General features: G+C 75.2%; 17 protein-coding genes. 13 read left to right on the top strand and 4 right to left on the bottom strand.

Annotated features, from left to right (window positions below):
- Window positions 1-153: 153 nt before the first annotated feature.
- From ACI782_RS04050 to ACI782_RS04040, 3 genes are all read right to left on the bottom strand, one after another.
- Window positions 154-945 (bottom strand): enoyl-CoA hydratase-related protein, encoded by a 792-nt coding sequence (locus ACI782_RS04050; protein WP_456906347.1) that lies wholly within the window; start codon window positions 943-945, stop codon window positions 154-156.
- A 105-nt stretch (window positions 946-1,050) separates the two neighbouring features.
- Window positions 1,051-2,715, bottom strand: a complete 1,665-nt coding sequence (locus ACI782_RS04045) for an AMP-binding protein (protein WP_456906345.1) — start codon at window positions 2,713-2,715, stop codon at window positions 1,051-1,053.
- A gap of 6 nt (window positions 2,716-2,721) precedes the next feature.
- Complete coding sequence (locus tag ACI782_RS04040) at window positions 2,722-3,720, bottom strand: cyclase family protein (RefSeq protein WP_456906343.1); 999 nt, start codon at window positions 3,718-3,720, stop codon at window positions 2,722-2,724.
- 212 nt (window positions 3,721-3,932) lie between these two features.
- Here ACI782_RS04040 and ACI782_RS04035 point away from each other — a divergent pair, with 212 nt between their 5' ends.
- The 4 genes from ACI782_RS04035 to ACI782_RS04020 all read left to right on the top strand — a co-directional run bounded on the left by ACI782_RS04035 (window position 3,933) and on the right by ACI782_RS04020 (window position 8,262).
- Window positions 3,933-4,070 (top strand): Dyp-type peroxidase domain-containing protein, encoded by a 138-nt coding sequence (locus tag ACI782_RS04035; RefSeq protein ID WP_456906341.1) that lies wholly within the window; start codon window positions 3,933-3,935, stop codon window positions 4,068-4,070.
- A gap of 7 nt (window positions 4,071-4,077) precedes the next feature.
- Window positions 4,078-4,728 (top strand): Dyp-type peroxidase, encoded by a 651-nt coding sequence (locus ACI782_RS04030; RefSeq protein ID WP_456906339.1) that lies wholly within the window; start codon window positions 4,078-4,080, stop codon window positions 4,726-4,728.
- 218 nt (window positions 4,729-4,946) lie between these two features.
- On the top strand, window positions 4,947-6,584 hold the full coding sequence (locus tag ACI782_RS04025; protein WP_456906337.1) for a protein kinase domain-containing protein: 1,638 nt from the start codon (window positions 4,947-4,949) through the stop codon (window positions 6,582-6,584).
- A gap of 76 nt (window positions 6,585-6,660) precedes the next feature.
- Complete coding sequence (locus ACI782_RS04020; protein WP_456906335.1) at window positions 6,661-8,262, top strand: protein kinase domain-containing protein; 1,602 nt, start codon at window positions 6,661-6,663, stop codon at window positions 8,260-8,262.
- A 15-nt stretch (window positions 8,263-8,277) separates the two neighbouring features.
- Here the strand turns inward: ACI782_RS04020 and ACI782_RS04015 are convergent, their stop codons facing one another.
- The gene (locus ACI782_RS04015) at window positions 8,278-8,892 is read right to left on the bottom strand and encodes a hypothetical protein (protein ID WP_456906333.1); all 615 of its coding nucleotides are present in this window, start codon (window positions 8,890-8,892) and stop codon (window positions 8,278-8,280) included.
- Window positions 8,893-9,017: 125 nt separating this feature from the next.
- On the opposite strand from ACI782_RS04015, the gene ACI782_RS04010 reads away from it, so the two are divergent.
- The 9 genes from ACI782_RS04010 to ACI782_RS03970 all read left to right on the top strand — a co-directional run bounded on the left by ACI782_RS04010 (window position 9,018) and on the right by ACI782_RS03970 (window position 19,164).
- Window positions 9,018-10,289, top strand: coding sequence for a competence/damage-inducible protein A (locus ACI782_RS04010; protein WP_456906331.1), 1,272 nt, complete (start codon window positions 9,018-9,020; stop codon window positions 10,287-10,289).
- Window positions 10,286-10,672, top strand: a complete 387-nt coding sequence (locus tag ACI782_RS04005) for an SRPBCC family protein (protein WP_456906329.1) — start codon at window positions 10,286-10,288, stop codon at window positions 10,670-10,672. The genes ACI782_RS04010 and ACI782_RS04005 overlap by 4 nt, the downstream gene beginning before the upstream one ends.
- Window positions 10,673-11,182: 510 nt before the next feature.
- Window positions 11,183-11,770, top strand: coding sequence for a hypothetical protein (locus ACI782_RS04000; RefSeq protein WP_456906327.1), 588 nt, complete (start codon window positions 11,183-11,185; stop codon window positions 11,768-11,770).
- 116 nt (window positions 11,771-11,886) lie between these two features.
- Window positions 11,887-13,506 carry an acyl-CoA dehydrogenase family protein gene (locus tag ACI782_RS03995; protein WP_456906325.1) on the top strand — a complete coding sequence of 540 codons (1,620 nt, stop codon included), beginning with the start codon at window positions 11,887-11,889 and terminating at the stop codon, window positions 13,504-13,506.
- A gap of 166 nt (window positions 13,507-13,672) precedes the next feature.
- Window positions 13,673-15,724: a putative bifunctional diguanylate cyclase/phosphodiesterase gene (locus ACI782_RS03990; RefSeq protein ID WP_456906323.1), complete on the top strand. Its 2,052-nt coding sequence runs from the start codon at window positions 13,673-13,675 to the stop codon at window positions 15,722-15,724.
- A 127-nt stretch (window positions 15,725-15,851) separates the two neighbouring features.
- Window positions 15,852-16,553: an NYN domain-containing protein gene (locus ACI782_RS03985; protein WP_456906321.1), complete on the top strand. Its 702-nt coding sequence runs from the start codon at window positions 15,852-15,854 to the stop codon at window positions 16,551-16,553.
- A 5-nt stretch (window positions 16,554-16,558) separates the two neighbouring features.
- Window positions 16,559-18,055 (top strand): phospholipase D-like domain-containing protein, encoded by a 1,497-nt coding sequence (locus ACI782_RS03980; RefSeq protein WP_456906319.1) that lies wholly within the window; start codon window positions 16,559-16,561, stop codon window positions 18,053-18,055.
- A gap of 62 nt (window positions 18,056-18,117) precedes the next feature.
- Entirely contained in the window at window positions 18,118-18,354 is a 237-nt protein-coding gene (locus tag ACI782_RS03975) for a hypothetical protein (RefSeq protein ID WP_456906317.1), read from the top strand.
- Between the two features lie 168 nt (window positions 18,355-18,522).
- Window positions 18,523-19,164 carry a flagellar brake protein gene (locus ACI782_RS03970; protein ID WP_456906315.1) on the top strand — a complete coding sequence of 214 codons (642 nt, stop codon included), beginning with the start codon at window positions 18,523-18,525 and terminating at the stop codon, window positions 19,162-19,164.

The raw sequence follows: 19,164 nt of genomic DNA, 5'->3' as shown, positions 1-19,164 counted from the left end.
CACCCCCCGCTGCTGCGCTCCGCGCCCCCCGCGACCCCGCGAGCTCCGTCACGTCTCCCCCTCCCGACGACCTGGGCGGAGCCTGTCATCGCCAACCGGCGGTGACCGAACCCCTACGGCGCGCGGCGGAACGGGTCGGACGTGTCGACACCCTCAGTGACCGGTGAACCGCGGGGTGCGCTTCTCCAGGAACGCCTCGACGGCCTCCTGGTGGTCGGCGGTCTGCCCGAGCTCCTTCTGCAGCCGGGCCTCCAGGGCCAGGGTGTCCTCGAGCGAGTCGGTGGCGGCGGTGGCCAGCACGGTCTTGAGCGCCCGGTAGGCGGCCGTGGGGCCGGCGGCGAGCCGGGCGGCCAGCGCCTGCGCCTCGGGCAGCACCTGTTCGGGCTCGACGACCCGGTGCACCAGGCCCCACATGGCGGCGGTCTCAGCCGGGAAGGGGTCGGGCAGCAGCAGGATCTCGGCGGCCCGGGAGCCGCCGACGCAGTGCACCAGGCGGGAGGCCAGACCCGAGTCGCTGGACAGGCCGATCCCGGCGAACGCGGTGGTGAACTTCGCGCCGGCCGCGGCGATCCGCAGGTCGCCGGCGAGCGCGAGGCCCAGGCCGGCGCCGGCGCAGGCCCCGTTGACGGCCACGACCACGGGCACGCGCAGCGCGGCCAGCGCCAGGACCAGCGGGTTGTACTCGTCCTCGACCACCGACAGCGAGCCCGCCGCGTCGCTCCGGAGCGCCTCGACGTGCTGGGCGAGGTCCTGGCCCACGCAGAACGCCCGGCCGGTGCCGGTCAGCACGACCGCCCGCACCGATCCGTCGGCGGCGACCTCGCGGACGACGTCGAGCAGCTCGCGCCGCGACCGGTGGGTGAGCCCGGCCCGCAGCATGGTGATCGTGGCGACGCCGCCGCCGTCCTCGCGGGTCACGGTCTCGGGCACTGTCGCGTCGGGCATCGTCGCCCTCCCTCGTCTCTCGTCGTCCGTGCACGGCGAGATCGCGCGACCTCGCCGGCTCCCGGGGCGGGAGCGTACGAGATCGCGCGATCTCGACCGGGCGGGTCAGCCGGCCGGCGGCCGGTCCCGCAACTCGCGGCGGAGGATCTTGCCGGTCGTCGTCTTCGGCAGCTCGTCGACCAGTTCCACCGACCGCGGGTACTTGTAGGCGGCCATGCGCTCCTTGGCGAAGGCGATGACCTCCTCGGGGGTCGCGGTCATGCCGGGCTTGAGCGACACGAAGGCCTTCACCGACTCGCCGCGGTAGGCGTCCGGGACGCCGACCACCGCCGCCTCGCGCACCGCGGGGTGCCCGTACAGGACGTCCTCGACCTCGCGGGGCCACACCTTGTAGCCGGCCGCGTTGATCATGTCCTTCTTGCGGTCGACGATGTAGAACCAGCCCTGCTCGTCCATGAACCCGACGTCGCCGGTGCGCAGCTCGCCGCCGGGCAGGGACTCCGCCGTCGCCTCGGGCTTGTTCCAGTACCCCGGCACGACCTGCGGCCCGGACGTGGCCAGCTCCCCGATCTCGCGGGGCGGCAGCTCCTTGCCGTCCTCGTCGAGGATGCGGACGAGCGTGTTGTAGACCGGCACCCCGACCGACAGCGCGCCCGAGTCGGCGTCCACCGGCGCCTTGCGGCCCAGCGGGACCAGGTGCGACGGGGAGTTGGTCTCGGTGAGCCCGTAGGCGTTGTGGACGTAGTGCCCGGTCAGGGCCTCGAACTGGTCGGTCACGGCCGGGGCGATCGGCGCGCCGCCGGAGTAGATGGCGCGGAACGACGCGAAGTCGTCCCGGGACACCCCCGGCACCCCCATGAGGGAGATGAACACGGTGATCGACCCGATGGTGAAGGTCGGCCGGTGCTCGCGGATCGTGTCCAGCACCGCCTCGGGGTGGAAGCGGTGGGCCAGCACCAGCGGACAGCCGACCAGCAGCGCCACGGCGACGTGCGCGACCAGCCCGGTGATGTGGAACAACGGCGCGATGCCCAGGACGCTGTCCTCCGGCGTCAGCCGGACCCAGTCCCGGTAGGTGTAGGCGTTGAACACCATCGTGCGGTGCGTGTTCATCGCCCCCTTGGGCACGCCCGTGGTCCCCGACGTGTAGGTCAGGATCGCCACGTCGTCCCCCGACGGCGCCGGGGCGCCCGGCTCCTTGCCGGCGTGCGTCGCGAGCAGCTCCTCGAGGTCGAGGGTGCCCTCGGGCCGGGAGCGGACGACGTCGCCGAGGACCCGCGGGTCGTCGCGGCTCTGCCGGTCCAGCGCGGAGCAGGTGACCACGGTGCGCACCTGCGTCTCCGGCAGGACGTCCCGGGCCACCGACTCGTACAGGTCGTCCAGGCACAGCAGCGCCGTGGCACCGGAGTCGCTGAGCAGGTAGGTCAGCTCGCGGGCCTTGTTCATCGGGTTGATCGCCACCGCCGTGCCGCCGGCCTTCCACGCGCCGAGCAGCCCGATGACGAACGCCGGGTCGTTCTGCACGTAGACGCCCATCCGGTCGCCCGGGGCGAAGCCGGCCTCGGCCAGCCCGACGGCGAGGGCGTCGGAGGCGGCGTCGAGGTCGGCGAAGGTGAGGACGCCGTCGAAGTAGCGGATCGCGACGGCGTCCGGCGCGGCCGCGAGGGAGGCCTCGAAGACCTCCAGCACCGTCGAGTGCTCGGGGCTGATGTCGCCGGGCTGGCCGTCGGCGTAGAGGGCCAGCCACGGCCGTTCCTCGTAGACGCTCATGACCGCCTACTTGATCGCGAGGGGGTTGACCGGGGAGCCGGTCGCCTGGTGCACCTTCAGCGGCGCGGCGGCGTACAGGAACGTGTACTGCTGGTCCTGGGCGCAGTCCTCGCCGAGCCGCTCGAGGTCGCAGATCTCGGTGAGGGTGACACCGAGGTTGCGCATCAGCGCGCAGTGCAGGGGGAGTGCGGTGCCGTTGTTCGGGTCGTAGGTGACCTCGTTGGCGATGGTGTCGGTGACCAGGTTCGGGATCTCCATCTCCTGGAACCAGCGCACCAGCTCGGGGCTGTACACCAGGCCGGGTTCGTTGAAGCCGTCGTAGAACTTCTCGCCCTGGTCGTAGAACAGCTGCAGGAAGTTGGTCCGGATGACGAGAACGTCGTGCTTCTCGATCCGGGTGCCCTGGGCCTCGGCGCAGGCCAGGAGGTCCTCGTGGCTGAACGTCTCACCCTTGTCGAGGGTCTTCTTCCCGCGGAAGCGGGCCATGTCCAGCAGGACGCCGCGGCCCACGACCCCGCGCTGGGCGATCGGCTCGACGCTGGCCTTGTCCATCCCGCCGACCGTCGTCCGGGCGTCGTAGCCGTTCCAGATCTTCCCGCCGTACCAGACGTGCCCCAGGGCGTCGTACTGCGTGGAGCCCTGCAGGAAGGCGTTGATCTTGTCGTCGGCGTAGTGCAGGCCGCCGGGGAACTGCGGGGCGTCGGGGGAGTCCCAGCTGGACTCGTCGAGGATCATCGTCCGCTCGGCCGGTGAGCGCCCAGGCCACACCGGGTCGCCCTTGGGGTCCCCGATCAGCCGCTGCAGCGTGAAGACCTTGCCCTGCTTCACGTGCTGGATGCCGCGCAGCACCTCCTCGGCGGTCAGGTAGTTGAGCGACCCGACCTCGTCGTCCGGCCCCCACTTGCCCCAGTTGGTCGGCGCGTCGGCCAGGACCTCGGTCATGTCGGGGACGGCGCGGGGTGGGGTGGGGGCCTGTTCCTCGGCCTGTTCGGCAGCGTTGGTCATCGAAGGGGACCGTCCTCTCGGCGTTGGGAGGTGCCCGGCGGCCCGGACCGGCCGCCGGGGTGTCCACCGTCACAGTCGGCCGTTGCACCTGGCAAGCGTTCGGCGCGCACCGAGCGGTACCGCTGCAACGTCGGCGCAACGGCCGGGGTCGGGGCGCCAGGGTCCTCCGGCCCTTCCCGCCCGGGACGGATGGCCGACGCAACCCTCGCTCGGTGGAGCTGCCCGCGTTCCCCGGCGACCAGCTCGACCCGGCGCGGAGCGGCGGAGACCTGTGCATCCAGGCCTGCGCCAACGACCCGCAGGTGGCGGTGCACGCCGTGCGCAACCTGGGATCGGCGCCGGCGTGGTGACCGTCCGGTGGGTCCAGCTCGGCTTCGGCCGGACGTCGTCCACGACCACCGGCAGGACACCCCGCGCAACCTGTTCGGCTTCAGGGACGGGACGGCCAACCTCAAGGCCGAGAACACCGCCGCCCTGGAGAGGTTGGTGTGGGTCGGTGACGACGACGCCGACGGGGGCCGGGCCTCCTGGCTGGCCGGCGAGACCTACCTCGTCGCCCGGCGCCTCCGGATGACCATCGAGACCTGGGACTCCTCCTCGCTGTTCGAGCAGGAGCAGGTCATCGGCCGGACCAAGGGCGCCGGCGCGCCGCTCGGCCAGCGCGACGAGTTCGACCCGATCGACTTCACCACGCAGGTGGACGGCGAGTTCGCCATCCCCGCGACGTCGCACGTGCTCCTCGCGCACCCGACGAACGAGGGGACGGCGATCCTGCGGCGCGGCTACAGCTTCGTCGACGGCACCGACGGCCTGGGCCGGCTGGACGCCGGGCTGTTCTTCCTCTGCTTCCAGCGCGACCCGGAGACCGGCTTCGTGCAGATCCAGCGCAACCTGCGGACCGACGAGCTCAACGAGTACATCCGGCACACCTCCTCGGCCGTGTTCGCCTGCCCGCCGGGCGTCCGCGGGGACGACGACTGGTGGGGCCGCGGCCTGTTCGAGGCGTGACGAACGACCTCGCCCCAGGGGTCCGCTGACCTGGGATCATGGGGGTGTTCCCCGCGTCGGGCAGCCGCCTCCGCGCCCCCGGACGGCGACACGCCCGGGACGCGGACGGCGGCCGGTCACATGTGTAGCGACCCCCGCCGCGGGACATCCTGACCAGGGGGGACCGGCGCCCCCGGGCCGGGGCAGTCCGGCCGGTCGCAGGCGAGGGGTGAGCCACCGTGGTGGAGCCGGGACGGCGCAGCCTGGGGGACCGCTACGAGCTCGTCGAGCTGATCGCCGCCGGTGGCATGGGCCAGGTGTGGCGGGGCAGCGACGGCCTGCTCGGCCGCTGCGTCGCGGTGAAGGTGCTCCGCAGCGAGTACACCGCCGACCCCACGTTCCGGGCCCGCTTCAAGGCCGAGGCGCAGCACGCCGCCGCCCTCAGCCACCCGAACATCGCCGCGGTCTTCGACTACGGCGAGACCGAGACACCCGACGGCGAGGCGCTGTCCTACCTGGTCATGGAGCTCGTCGAGGGCCAGTCGCTGTCGGCGGTGCTCCAGCGGGAGGGCCGGCTCGACGCCGAGGCCACGCTCTCGCTGCTCGAGCAGACCGCCTCCGCCCTGGCCGAGGCGCACCGCGTCGGCCTGGTGCACCGCGACGTCAAGCCGGGCAACATCCTGGTCCGCCCCGACGGCAGCGTGAAGATCACCGACTTCGGCATCGCCTGGTCGGCCGACAGCGTGCCGCTCACCCAGACCGGCCAGGTCATCGGCACGCCGCAGTACCTGGCGCCCGAGGTCGCCGAGGGCCACCACGCCACTCCCGCCAGCGACGTCTACGCCCTCGGCCTCGTCGGCTACGAGTGCCTGTGCGGGCACCCGGCGTTCGAGGGCGACAACGCGGTCACGATCGCGCTCAAGCAGGTGCGGGAGGACCCCGACCCCCTGCCCGACGACCTGCCTGGTGAGGTCCGCACGCTGATCCGCCGGGCGCTGAGCAAGGACCCCGCGGTGCGGATGCCCGACGGCGCGGCGTTCGTGGCGGCGATCGAGGACGTCCGGGCCGGCCGTCCCCAGCCGGAGCCGCCGGCCACGCGCGCCGTCGCCGTCCCGCCGCCCCCGCCGCCGTCCGACAGCGGGGAGCACGTCGCCCTCGCCCCGGGGCCGCCGAGCCCGCGGACGGACGGCACGCCCGCTCCGCACACGATCAGCCCGCCGGCGCGCCGCCGGCACCGCCCGGCCGCCGTCCTCGTGCCGCTGCTCGCGCTGCTGCTCGGGGCCGGGGCCGCCGCCGCCGTCTTCGTGGCCGTGAGCGACGAGCCGCCTGCCTCGCCGCAGCCGGCCGCGCAGACCGAGGACGCGCAGATCGCGCTCGACTCGGCCGACTACGTGGGCCGGCCGGTCGACGAGGTGGCGCTGGCGCTCTCCGCGCTCGGCCTGCTGGTGTCCCGGGAGGAGCAGGTCAGCCCGGACACGGTGCCCGGGCTGGTCACCGGGCTCGAGCCGCCCCGCGGGTCGCTGCGGCCCGGCGACGAGGTCGTCGTCCGCTACGCCGTCGCGCCGCCGGTCACCCGGACGCCGGCGCGGGACTCCACGCCGGTGACCGGCCACGCCGGGGACGAGAGCGCGCCGGCCGCCCCCGCGCCGCAGGAGGACGACGTCCCGGCCGCGCCGCCCACGACGTCCGCGACCGCGGAGCCGTCGCAGCTGCCGGGCAGCACGGCGCCGTCGTCGCCCACCACGACGGCCCCGACGACCACCACGACCGCCCCGACGACCACCACCGCGCCGACGACGACCACGAGCACGTCGACGACCACCCGTTCGGAGGACTCCTGGCCCCCCGATGAGGAGGACGACGAGGACGAGGGCTGACCACTCCTGGTGTGGGCCGCCGTGCGCGGTGGCACGCTGGGAGGCCGCTGAGAACAGGCGAGGTCAGGGGGCGGGTGTGACGGAGCCGGAGCGGCGCACGCTCGGCGACCGCTACGAGCTGCAGACCCTGCTCGCCACCGGCGGCATGGGCCAGGTCTGGCGGGCGCGCGACCGGCTGCTCGACCGCGCCGTCGCGGTGAAGGTGCTGCGCAGCGAGTACACCGGCGACCCCACCTTCCTCGCCCGCTTCCGCGCCGAGGCACACCACACCGCCCGGCTGCTGCACCCGGGCATCGCCGCGCTGCACGACTACGGCGAGGTGGTGTCCGGGGAGGGGGAGACCCTCGCCTACCTGGTGATGGAGCTGGTGGAGGGAGAGCCCCTCTCCGCGCTGCTCGCCCGGGAGGGCCGGCTCGGCCCGGAACGGACCCTGGACGTCGTCGGGCAGGCGGCGGCCGCGCTGGCCGTGGCGCACGCCGCCGGGGTGGTGCACCGCGACGTGAAGCCGGGCAACCTGCTGGTGGATGCGGACGGCGGCGTGAAGGTCACCGACTTCGGCATCGCCTGGTCGGCCTCCAGCGTGCCGCTCACGCGGACCGGCCAGGTGGTCGGCACCGCCCACTACCTGTCCCCGGAGCAGGCCGCCGGCGGCCGGGCGGGCCCGGCCAGCGACGTCTACGCACTCGGCGTGATCGCCTACGAGTGCCTCGCCGGGCGGCGCCCCTTCGACGGGGAGAACCCGGTGCAGATCGCGCTGATGCAGATCCGCGACGAGCCCGATCCGCTGCCCGGCGACGTCCCCGGTCCGCTGCGCACCCTGGTGGCCACCGCGCTGGTCAAGGACCCGGTCGCCCGCTTCCGGGACGGTGCCGCCGTCCGGGACGCCGTCGCCGACGTCCGGGCCGGGCGGGCGCTCCCGCCGCCCCCGACCGCGCCGCTGACCCTGGCCGGGTCCGTCCCGGTGCCGCGCCGCCGGCGGCTGCTGGTGCCGGTCGCCGCCCTGCTGGCCGGCGCGGGCATCGGGATCGCCGCGCTGCAGGTCGCTCGCGACGACGGCACCGCAGTGGTGGCCGCGCCGCCCGCCGCCGCGGCGGTCCCGGCGTCCGAGAGCGTGCTGGTGGCCGCCGCCGACCACCTGGGCCGGCCCGTCGACGAGGTGGAGGCCGCGCTGGCCGCGCTCGGCCTGCGGGTGGAGCGGGTGACGCAGGAGCGCGGCGACGTCCCCGCCGGGCAGGTGACCGCCCTCGGCCCGGTCGGGGCGCTGGCCCCCGGCGACCTCGTGACGCTCACCGTGGCGGCGGCCCCGCCGCCGGAGCCGGTCGTGGAGGAGCGGGTGGTGGTGGAGACCGTCGTCCCGCCGGTGGCGCAGCAGCCGGCGCCGGCTCCCCTTGCGGTGGACGTGGTCGACGAGGCGGGGCGCTCCGACGACGCGTCGGACGACTCCCGGGACGACGCGTCGGACGACTCCGAGGACGACTCCGGCGGCGACCGGAGCGACTCGGACGACTCGTCGGACGACGACGGGTCGGCCGCCGACGACGGGTCGGAGGACGGGGACTCGGGGAACGGCAACGGGAACTCGGGCAGCGGCAACTCGGGCAGCGGCAACTCGGGGAGCGGCAACGGGAATTCGGGGAACGGCAACTCGGAGAACGGCCGGGGGAACGGCCGCGGCTGACCGGCCCCGGGTGGGTCAGCGCCGGCGGGCCGGGGCGATCCAGAGCGCCGCGCCCAGCGCGGCGAGCGCGCCGGTGAGGACGAAGCCGCGGTTGCTGTCCACCTGGGGCAGGACCACGAGCACCCAGAAGACCGCCAGGCCGGTCAGGCCGGCGGCGGCCACCCGCCACGCAGCTTCCGGGCGCCGCCGGACGCCGGCGACGACCCGCCCGGCGAACGGCAGCAGGCCGAGCAGGCCGGCGAGCGTGGCGAACGCCGACCACAGCGGCACCGTCGACCAGAGGGAGGCCTCGCCGAAGCCGACCGTCAGCCCGACCTCGACCAGCAGCAGGCACAGGGCGGCCAGGCCCGCACCGGCGAGCGAGGCCCGCTGCCGCGCGTCCACCGGGACCGGGCGCTGCCTCAGGGGGTCCCGGCGGGTGCGCGCCTCCCTGCCCTTCCGTGGCCGCGGCGCCGTGGCCACGGGCGGCGGCAGGGTGCCGGCGCCGGGCGGCCCCGGGACGAAGTCGACCGGGCCGGTCGCCTGGACCGGCGGCCCGGCCTGGGTCCGCGGCAGCTGCTGGGTGCCCGCCGCGGCGCTCGGCGCGTCCGGCACCCTCGCCGGCTCGGGGCTGGTGGTCGGCTGGTGCACGGTTCCTCCTCGCTCGCGCGCGGCGTCCGGAAGCGGACCGGTCCGTCCCCGGCACGGTAGCGGGGTGGCCAGCGTGTTCCTCGTAGGCGACGCGGCGGGTCGTCGACCTCACTAGGGTCGGCCGGGTGGGTGTGCGCGCGGGGATCGTCGTCACCGGCACCGAGGTGCTGACCGGCCGGGTGACCGACCGGAACGGGCCCTGGCTGGCCGAGCAGCTGCGGCTCCTGGGCGTCGACGTCGGCGCCGTCCTCGTGGTGGGGGACCGGCCCGAGGACCTGCGCGGCGCGCTGGGGTACGTCGCCGGCGAGGACCTCGTCATCACCAGCGGCGGTCTCGGGCCGACGGCCGACGACCTGACCGCGCAGATCGTGGGGGAGGTCCAGGGCCGGCCGTCGTCGGTGGACCCGTCGCTCGAGCGGGAGATCGGCGCGATCGTCGAGCGCCTGATGGCCCGCCGCGGGTGGCGGGCCGACGCCGAGGCCACCGCGGCGGGTGTCCGCAAGCAGGCGCTGGTGCCCGAGGGAGCCACGGTGCTGGCTCCCGTCGGCACGGCCCCCGGCCTCGTCGTCCCCCCGGCCGCGGGACGCACGGGGCCGGTCGTCGTCGTGCTGCCCGGGCCGCCGTCCGAGCTGCAGGGCATGTGGCCCGCCGTCCTGACCGACGAGCGGGTGCAGGCGGCGCTGGCCGGCCGTGCCGAGCTGCGGCAGGAGACGGTGCGCCTGTGGGGGACGCTCGAGTCGCAGCTCGCGGCCACGCTGCGCCGCCATGACTTCCCTGGGCTGGAGATCACCACCTGTCTCCGGGACGGCGAGCTGGAGATCGTGTCGCGGTTCGGCCCTGACGCGCAGGCGGAGTACGACCGGCTGGTCGACGTGCTGCGCGAGGCGCACGGCGAGCAGCTGTTCTCCACCGGCCCGACCGTCGACGACCTGGTCGCCGAGGCACTGGGTTCGCGCGGGCTCACCGTGGCGACCGCCGAGTCGTGCACCAGCGGGCTGCTCGTGGCACGGCTGACCGAGCGGGCGGGCTCGTCGGCGTGGGTCCTCGGCGGGGTGGCCTCGTACGCCAACTCGGCCAAGGAGCACCTGGTCGGCGTGCCGGCGGAGGTGCTGGCCGAGCACGGCGCGGTGAGCACGCAGGTGGCGGCGGCCCTGGCGGAGGGGGCGCGGGCCCGCTTCGGTGCCGACGTCGGCGTCGGCATCACCGGGATCGCCGGACCCGGCGGCGGGTCGGTGGAGAAGCCGGTCGGCACGGTGCACCTGTGCGCCGTCGGCCCGGACGGGCACCAGCCGCGGTCGGTGGTGCTGCCCGGGTCGCGGTCGGCGGTCCGGCACCGGGCGGTGTCCCTGGCGATGCACCTGCTGCGTCAGCTGCTGCTCGGCGGCCCGCCGGCGTGACCGTCCTGACCCTGCACGCGACCGGCTCCGCGCCGCCGGCGGAGGTGTGGGAGCGCTACGCCGTCCCGGCGCGGTGGCCGGAGTGGGCGCCGCAGATCACCGGGGTGGAGCTGCCCGTGCCCCGTCTGGCGGCCGGTGTGCACGGCCGGGTGCGCGGGCCGGTGGGCGTGATGCTGCCCTTCACGGTGGACGCCGTCGACGAGCCGGCCCGGCAGTGGGCGTGGACGGTCTTCCTCGGGCCGGTGCGGCTGCACCTGCTGCACTGGGTGGCAGAGGGGCCGGACGGCGGCAGCACCACCGGGCTGCGGATCGACGGTCCGGCGCCGCTGGTGCTCGGCTATGCGCCCCTGGCCCGGCTGGCGATGGGCCGCCTGGTGCGCTGACGACCCGGGCTACGCCTCGGGGTGGGCCTCCGCCCAGACGCCCAGGTCACCCGGATCGTGCTGGGTCCCGACGGGGCGCCGCTGGACCACGGCCGCACCCTCCGCCTGGTCCCTCCGCATCCCCGGCGGGCGGTGGAGGTGCGCGACGGTGGCTGCGTGTTCGCCGGCTGCGGCGCGCCGACCTGGTGGTGTGACGTCCACCACCTGCTGGAGTGGATCCACGGCGGCGAGACCAGCCTGGAGAGCAGTGCTCTCCTCTGCGAGCGGCACCACACCAAGGTCCACCACGGCTTCGCGCCGACCGACGACCCGACGGACGCCGGCGCACCCGGCGCCCCGACGGCACGAGATCCCCACCGGCCCACCCCTACCCGCAGCAGCCTGACGCCGCCGACCCGCCTGTCGCTGCAGGTCGGCGCGCGTCCGTATGTGCTGGTGTCGGCATGCGCTGGCCTTGCGAGCCATCGGACCTGGTGGACGGCGAGACCGGCGCGCCGCACCATGCGGGTCGTGGACGGACCCCGGCCGGTGCTGCCACTGGTGCCGGTACCGGCCCTCCTGGTCGCCGCGCTCGCCTTGGCCGCGTGCGGCACCGGCGTGGGTGGACCGGGTGCGCCGTTGCCCCACGTGGCGGCGTTCGCGCTCGGAGGGGACACGCCTGAAGCGCGGGAGTTCGTGCTCACGCCGGTACCCGGACCCGACATCCAGGTGCTCCCCGAGCCGTCCCCCGCACCGCCGTCTCCCGACCTGGGGGAGTACGTGCCGACGCGGCCGCCCGCTGACCCGTGGACACCGCCCGATCCCGGCGGGTGGCCGTCCTTCCAGCCCTCGGTCGCGTGGGTCAACGACGGCCGGTACCTCGCGGTGGTCACCTTCGGCAGCAGCAGTTGTCCCAGCGGGCCGTACGGGATCGAGGTCGTCGCCGAGCAGGAGATCGAGATACGCATTGGTCCGCTGTTCGCTGATCGGGACGTCTGCTCCGCGGACATGAGCGGGCACGTCACCGTGGTGGAGGTGCCGCAGGGGATCACGCCGACGAAGCCGCTGAGGGCCCGCTTCGGGGAGCGGGAGGTGACGATCCCCGCGGTCGGTCGCTGACCGCCGGGCGCCGCAGCGGCGGCGGCGAAGACGGCGGCGGAGGGTTGCGACCGGCCGCCCGGTAGCCCCGCGGCGGGCGCGTTCCACGTGGAACCGCCCCGTCGTACGGTGCCGCCATGGGTGTCACGCACGAGGTCACCAACCAGGTCCCGCCGCTGGCCGGCCACGACCCGATCGCCGGGGACGCCGTCCTCGCCGCGGCCTGCGTGCGGCACGCGGACACCGCGACCCTGGAGTCGCTCAAGGCCCTCGGTGCGCTGGCCGGGAGCGAGCAGGCGCAGGAGTGGGGCCGGCTGGCCAACGAGAACCCGCCGCGCCTCCGGACCCACGACCGCTACGGGCACCGCGTCGACGAGGTCGAGTTCCACCCCGCCTGGCACGACCTGATGCGCACCGCCGTCGAGAACGGCCTCGCCGGCGCGCCGTGGACCTCTCCCGAGGCACACGCGCACGTGCGCCGGGCCGTCGGTCACCTCGGCTGGACCCAGGTCGAGATGGGCCACGCCTGCCCGGTGACCATGACCTACGCCGCCGTCCCCGCGCTGCGCGCCGCGCCCGACCTGATGGCCCGTTACGAGCCCGGCCTCACCGCGACCGCCTACGAGTTCGGGCTCGCCGAGCCGACCGGCAAGCGCGGTCTCGTCGCCGGGATGGGCATGACCGAGAAGCAGGGCGGCTCCGACGTCCGCGCCAACACCACCCGCGCCGTCCCCAACGCCGACGGCACCTACGCGCTGACCGGCCACAAGTGGTTCACCAGCGCCCCGATGAGCGACCTCTTCCTCGTCCTCGCCCAGCTCCCCGAGGGCCTCTCCTGCTTCCTCGTCCCCCGCGTGCTGGCCGGCGGCAGCCGCAACGTGTTCCGGCTGCAGCGGCTCAAGGACAAGCTCGGCGACCGCTCCAACGCCTCGAGCGAGGTGGAGTTCGAGGGGACGACGGCCTGGCTGGTGGGGGAACCCGGCCGCGGGGTCCCCACGATCATCGAGATGGTCAACGCGACCCGGCTGGACTGCGTGCTCGGGTCGGCCGCCACGGTGCGCGCCGCGCTCACCCAGGCGATCCACCACGCCCGCCACCGGAGGGCCTTCGGTGCGCTGCTGGCCGACCAGCCGCTGATGCAGAACGTGCTCGCCGACCTCGCCGTGGAGAGCGAGGCGGCCACGGCGCTGGCCATCCGGCTGGCCGCGGCCGTCGACGCGGGGGAGACCGACCTCCTCCGCCTGGCCGGGGCCGCCGCGAAGTTCTGGGTCTGCAAGCGCACCCCGACCGCGGTCGCGGAGGCCATGGAGGTGCTCGGCGGCAACGGCTACGTCGAGGAGTCGGGGCTCCCGCGGCTCTACCGCCAGGCCCCGCTGAACTCCATCTGGGAGGGCTCGGGCAACGTCATCGCCCTCGACGTGCTCCGGGCGATGGGTCGCTCCTCGGACGCCCTGGCCGCCGTCCGCGCCGAGATCGACCTCGCCCGCGGAGCCGACCCGCGGCTGGACGCCGCGGTCGGCCGGCTGGCCGGCGAGCTGGCCGATCCCGACGAGCTGCCGATGCGGGCCCGCCGCGTCGCCGCCCTGCTCGCCCTCTGCCTGCAGGGCTCGCTGCTGCTGCGGTTCGCCCCGGACGAGGTCTCCGACGCGTTCTGCGCCACCCGCCTGGCCGGGGACTGGAGCCCGGCGCTCGGCACCCTCCCGGCCGGGACGGCGGTGCGCCGGATCGTGGACCGGGCGACAGTGGAGGCTGCCTGAATTACATGCGTGCCGTTACCCTCGGTACTGCGTCGGACGCCGGAGCCGTGGGGGGACGGACCGTGGCGTCGTCCCACCGACCGGGGCCGGCGTGACACCGCAGGGGGAGAGAGAGCGGCTAGTGCACGGACACGTCCGGAGTGGGCACCTCGCGCCAGCCGACCCCTTGTCGCCGGTACCCGACGCCGTCTACCGCCTCGACCGCGACTGGCGGTTCACGTACGTCAACGCCGCCGCGGCGGAGCTGTTCGACCGGGACGTCGACGACATGCTCGGGGAGTTCGCCTTCGAGCTCTTCCCCGAGGTCCGCGGCACCGTCATCGAGGACGAGTACCGGGCGGTCCTGCGCGACAGGCGGCCGCGCAGCTTCGAGTACTTCTACGTCCCCTACGGCCGCTGGTACGAGATCCGGGCCTTCGCCGACGCCGACGGGCTGACCGCCATCCTCCGCGACGTCGACGAGGAGCGCCGCAGCGAGCGGCGGACCGCGGCGGAGCTGCACCAGCTCTCCGCCGTCCTCGAGGCGCTGCCCCAGGCCACCGTGCTGCTGGACCCCGACGGCCGGATCGCCTCGGTGAACCGCCGCTGGCTCGCGGCCAGCGACATCATCCGCGCGGCGGGGTTGCGGCCCGGCCGGATCGGGGACGCCTACCTGGAGACCCTGTCGCAGAACCTCGCCCTGGCAGACCTGCGCACCATCTCCGCCGGGATCGGCGAGCTCCTCACCGGTGGCCCGGGGACGGTGGACCACGCGTTCGTCCACGACTACGCCCACCCGATGGGGCCCGACCAGAACTGGTTCCGGCTGCAGGCCGCCCGGGTCGAGCCCTCCGGGCAGGTGGTCATCACCCACACCGACATCACCGAGCGGGTCCAGGTACAGGAGCAGCTGGCCTGGCAGGCCAGCCACGACGACCTGACCGGGCTGCCCAACCGCTCGCGGCTGCTGCAGCTGATCGGTGAGGCCATCTCCGAGCCGAACGCCCGGGCCTCGCTGCTCTTCCTCGACCTCGACGGCTTCAAGACGGTCAACGACTCCCTCGGCCACGAGGTCGGCGACGAGCTGCTGCGCCAGGTGGGCGGGCGGCTGGCCGACCAGGTGCGCCCCACCGACGCCGTCGGCCGGCTCGGCGGCGACCAGTTCCTCGTCCTGGCCCGCGGGTGCGACACCTCCGAGGCCGCGGCGCTGGCGTTCCGGCTGCAGACGTCGTTCGTCCGCCCGTTCGTCGCCAACGGCATCTCCGTCCCGCTGTCGGCCAGCATCGGCGTCGCCTCCGCGCAGCCCGGCCCCCAGCAGGCGCACCAGCTGCTCAGCGACGCCGACGCCGCGGCCTACGCCGCCAAGGGGTCCGGCCGCGACCGCATCCACCTGTTCACCCCGGGGCTGCGCGAGGCCGCGCGCTGGCGGCTGGAGGTGGCCAACCGGCTGCGGGACGGCGCGGTCGATGAGTTCGTCGTCCACTACCAGCCGGTGGTCCGGGCGGACACCGGCGAGATCGACGGCGTGGAGGCGCTGCTGCGCTGGAACCACCCCGAGCGCGGGCTGCTCACCCCGGACGCGTTCCTGTCGGTGGCCGAGGAGACCGGCCAGCTGATCCCCATCACCCGCTGGCTGCTGGGGGAGACCACCCGGCAGGCGGCGGCGTGGGCGGCGCAGGGCCTGCCGCTGCGCATGTCGGTCAACATCAGCGCCCGGCACTTCTCCGCCGAGACGCTGGTCCACGACGTCCGCGTGGCCCTGCACGACTCCGGCCTGCCGCCGGAGCGGCTGGTCCTCGAGCTGACCGAGACCAGCGTCGCCGAGGACCCCACCCGCGCCGAGGACCAGCTGTCGGTGCTGCGCAACTTCGGCGTCCGGGTGGCCATCGACGACTTCGGGACCGGCTGGTCCTCCCTGGCCCAGCTGCTCGCCCTGCCCATCGGCACGCTGAAGATCGACCGCTCGCTGCTGACCGCGGCGGCCCGGCTGGCCGCCGGCGGCACCGGCGCGGTGCTGGCCGCGATCGTCTCCCTGGCCCGCACCCTCGGCATCCGGTCGGTCGCCGAGGGCGTGGAGACCGCCGAGCACCTGCGGATGGTCCGGGAGGCCGGCTGCGACCTGGCCCAGGGCTACCTGGTGGCCCGGCCGATGCCCGCCGACGACGTCCCCCGCTGGGCGTCCCGGGTGCGCGAGGCCGGCGGCGACTCCTGTGCCCTGGCCCTGCAGGGACGCCGGTGACGGCCGGCTGGTGACCGCGTCCCGCCTCCGCCGGAGGGTGTCCCGTCGGGCCACCGCACCGGCCGGTCCGCCGCGCCCGGCCGCGTCGCCGTCCACCGCTGCGTCCTCGACCCGGCAGACTGCCCCCGTGAGCGACCTCGACCTGGACCTGGCCGCCGAGCCGGACGCGGACACCGCCGCGAGCGCGCCCGAGGGCCGGGCCCGCCCGGCGTTGGACCTGCTCATCTGGGACGCGCCCAACATCGACATGACCCTGTCGACGGTGATCGGCGCCCGCCCGACCGCCGCCTCCCGGCCGCGCTTCGACGCCATCGCCGCCTGGTTCGTGGAGGGCGCGGGCGACCCGGGGGCGCCCGACGCGCCCGAGGTCGAGGCGTGCGTGTTCGCCAACATCCCGCCGGTCGTCGGCTCGCTGCAGCGGTGGGTCGAGGCGCTGCGCAGCTTCGGGTTCGCCGTCTTCGCCCGGCCCAAGAGCCAGCCGGACGACGACATCGACCAGGACATGCTCGACCACATCGCGGTGCGTCAGCACAGCCACCGGCTGCGCCGGCTGGTCGTCTTCTCCGGGGACGGACGCAACTTCGCCGAGCCCCTGGAGGAGCTGGCCCGGGCCGGCACCCAGGTGGTCGTCGTCGCGTTCAGCGAGGTCGCCGGCTACGCGATCGGGTCGGACCTGCTGGAGTTCATCGACATCGAGGACGTGCCGGGCGCCTTCGCCGCCCCGCTGGACCGCGTGCGGCTCGACGCCCTGCCGCCGGACGGCGCCTGGCTGCGGCCAACCCGGAGCCTGCGCGACTTCGTGTCGGGCTTCCTCCGCCGCAACGGCTGACCGGGGTGGCAGACGGGGGGCTCGGACCGGTCGCCGCGGAGGACCTCCTGGTCCCGGGTGAGACCTGCTGGCGGGTGGAGCGGGCCGAGCGGCACGCGGTGTTCGTCGACGCCGCGGACTACTTCGCGGCGCTCAAGGGCGCGGTGCTGCGTGCCGAGCGGCGGGTGCTGTTCATCGGCTGGGACTTCGACCCGCGGATCCGCCTGGACCCGCGCGGCTCCGGACGGCGGCGCACGGGCGCCCGGCGCGCGGACAAGCTGGGCCGGGTGCTCGAGGACGCCGTCAAGGCCAACCCGCAGCTGGAGATCGGCGTCCTGCAGTGGGACTACGGGATGCTGCTGGCCCTCGGCCGGGGGGTGGCGCCGATCGTGCTGCTCAACCGGCGCACGCCGTCCCGGTTGACCATGACCGTCGACACCCACCACCCGGTGGGCGGCGCGCACCACCAGAAGATCGTCGTGATCGACGACTGCCTGGCCTTCGCCGGCGGCATCGACGTGACCGCCGACCGCTGGGACACCCCCGAGCACCTCGACCGGCAGCCGCTGCGCCGCCGTCCCTCGACGCACCGGCCCACCGGGCCCTGGCACGACGTCACCAGCCTGGTGTCCGGGCCCGCCGCCCGCGCGCTCGGCGACCTGGCCCGCGAGCGCTGGGCGAGCGGCACCGGCCGCCGCCTGGAGCCGGTTCTCGACGTGGAGGCGTGCTGGCCGCCGGAGGTCGAGCCGCTGCTCACCGACGTCGACGTCGCCATCTCCCGGACCCGCCCCGAGCACGGCGACGACCCCCTCGTGCACGAGGTGGAGCTGCTGTGGCTGGCCGCGATCGCCGGTGCGCGGCACACCGTCTACATCGAGAGCCAGTACTTCGCCAACCGCCGGATCGCCGAGGCGATCGCCGAGCGGCTGCGCGAGGACGACGGGCCGGAGGTCGTCGTCGTCAACCCGGAGAGCGCCGACGGCTGGCTGGAGGAGAAGGCGATGGGCACCGCCCGCGCCAAGCTCCTCGCGCTCGTCCGGGACGCCGACGTGCACGACCGGTTCCGGCTGTACGTGCCGGTCACCGCCGGACGGCGGCCGGTGTACGTGCACGCCAAGGTCATGGTGGTCGACGACCGGCTGCTGCGGATCGGCTCGTCCAACCTCAACAACCGGTCGATGGGCCTCGACACCGAGTGCGACCTGTCGATCGAGGCCCGCGGCGCCGATCCGCGTCGCGACGAGCTGGCCGCGACGATCACCGGCTTCCGCGACCGGCTGCTCGGCGAGCACCTCGGGGTCCCCCCGAAGGCCGTCGCCGAGGCCGTCGCCGGCTGCGACGGCTCCCTGGTGCAGGCGGTGGAGAGCCTGCGCCGGCCGGTCGGCCGCTCGCTGGTGCCGTTCCGGGCGCCGGACCTCGGCCCGGTCGAGCGGGTGCTCGCCGACACCGAGCTGCTCGACGCCGAGCGGACGCCGAACCGGTGGCGGCGCGTCCGGCGCAGCTTCCGTCCGCGGCGGCGCTGACCGCCGGGTGTCCGGGGGCCGGTGCGCGGGAACTCCCGGGGCCCGGACGACGAGGAGGGGCCATGGCGGTCTGCGAGGTCTGCGGCAACGACTACGAGATGGCGTTCGAGGTGGTGGCCCAGGGCGCGCGGCACACCTTCGACAGCTTCGAGTGCGCCATCTCCAAGATGGCGCCGGTGTGCGAGCACTGCGGGTGCACGGTCATCGGCCACGGGGTGGTCGTGGCGGGCTCCTTCTACTGCTGCGCGCACTGTGCCCGGCAGGAGCACGGGGACGCCCCGGTGAGCGACTCCGCCTGACGACAGCGGGGTCCTCCCACGCGGCGCGGGGTCAGGCCCCGGGGCACCGCCTGACCCCACGGGGTGGGAAGACCGTCGCGGCACGGTTGCGCCCCGCAACGGCGGTTACCGTTCCATGCGGCGCGCCATCCGCAGGGTTGCGGTGTCGCGGAACGGAACGGAGCGCGGATGGACGTCGTGGCGGGGGACCTCCGCCCGGGGGCGGACGCGGAGGCCGAGCTGACGGTCGCCGGTTCCCGGGTCTGCGTGAGCACCCGCGTCGAGACCTGCGGGGACACGGCGCTCGTCGTCCGGCCCTCCAGCACGGAGTCCGTCGACCAACAGGTGGTCCGCGTCGGCGACCGCGTGCAGGTCTTCTGGCGCGACGGCGTCGGCGGCTGGATCCTGCCCGCGGACGTCGCCACCGTCGCGCGCGGCGCCGTGCCGCGCTGGCACCTGACCGTCACCGGCCCGGCCGAGCACACCCAGCGCCGGGAGGCCGTCCGCGCCCGGGTCGTCCGCCCCCTCGTGCTCGCCGTCCACGGCGTCGACCTCGAGGGGGAGAGCCGCGACCTGAGCGAGGACGGCACGCGCTGCGTCGCGGAGGCCTGCGGCAACCCGCCGCTGCCCGGCGAGACCGTGGGCGTCACGCTGGAGCTGGAGGAGGGAGTCTTCACCACCCGCGCCGAGGTCGTGCGCCAGCGGACCCGCGGCGCCCGGTGGCAGCTGTCCCTGCGCTTCCTCGACCTCCCCGAGCGGGAGCAGGACCGGCTGCGCCGCCGCGTCTTCCAGGCACTGCGCGAGGAACGCGCGGGTCGCGGCGAGGACTGA

The organism is Geodermatophilus sp. SYSU D00703 (assembly GCF_054050155.1).
This window is presented reverse-complemented; position numbering and strand designations above follow the sequence as displayed.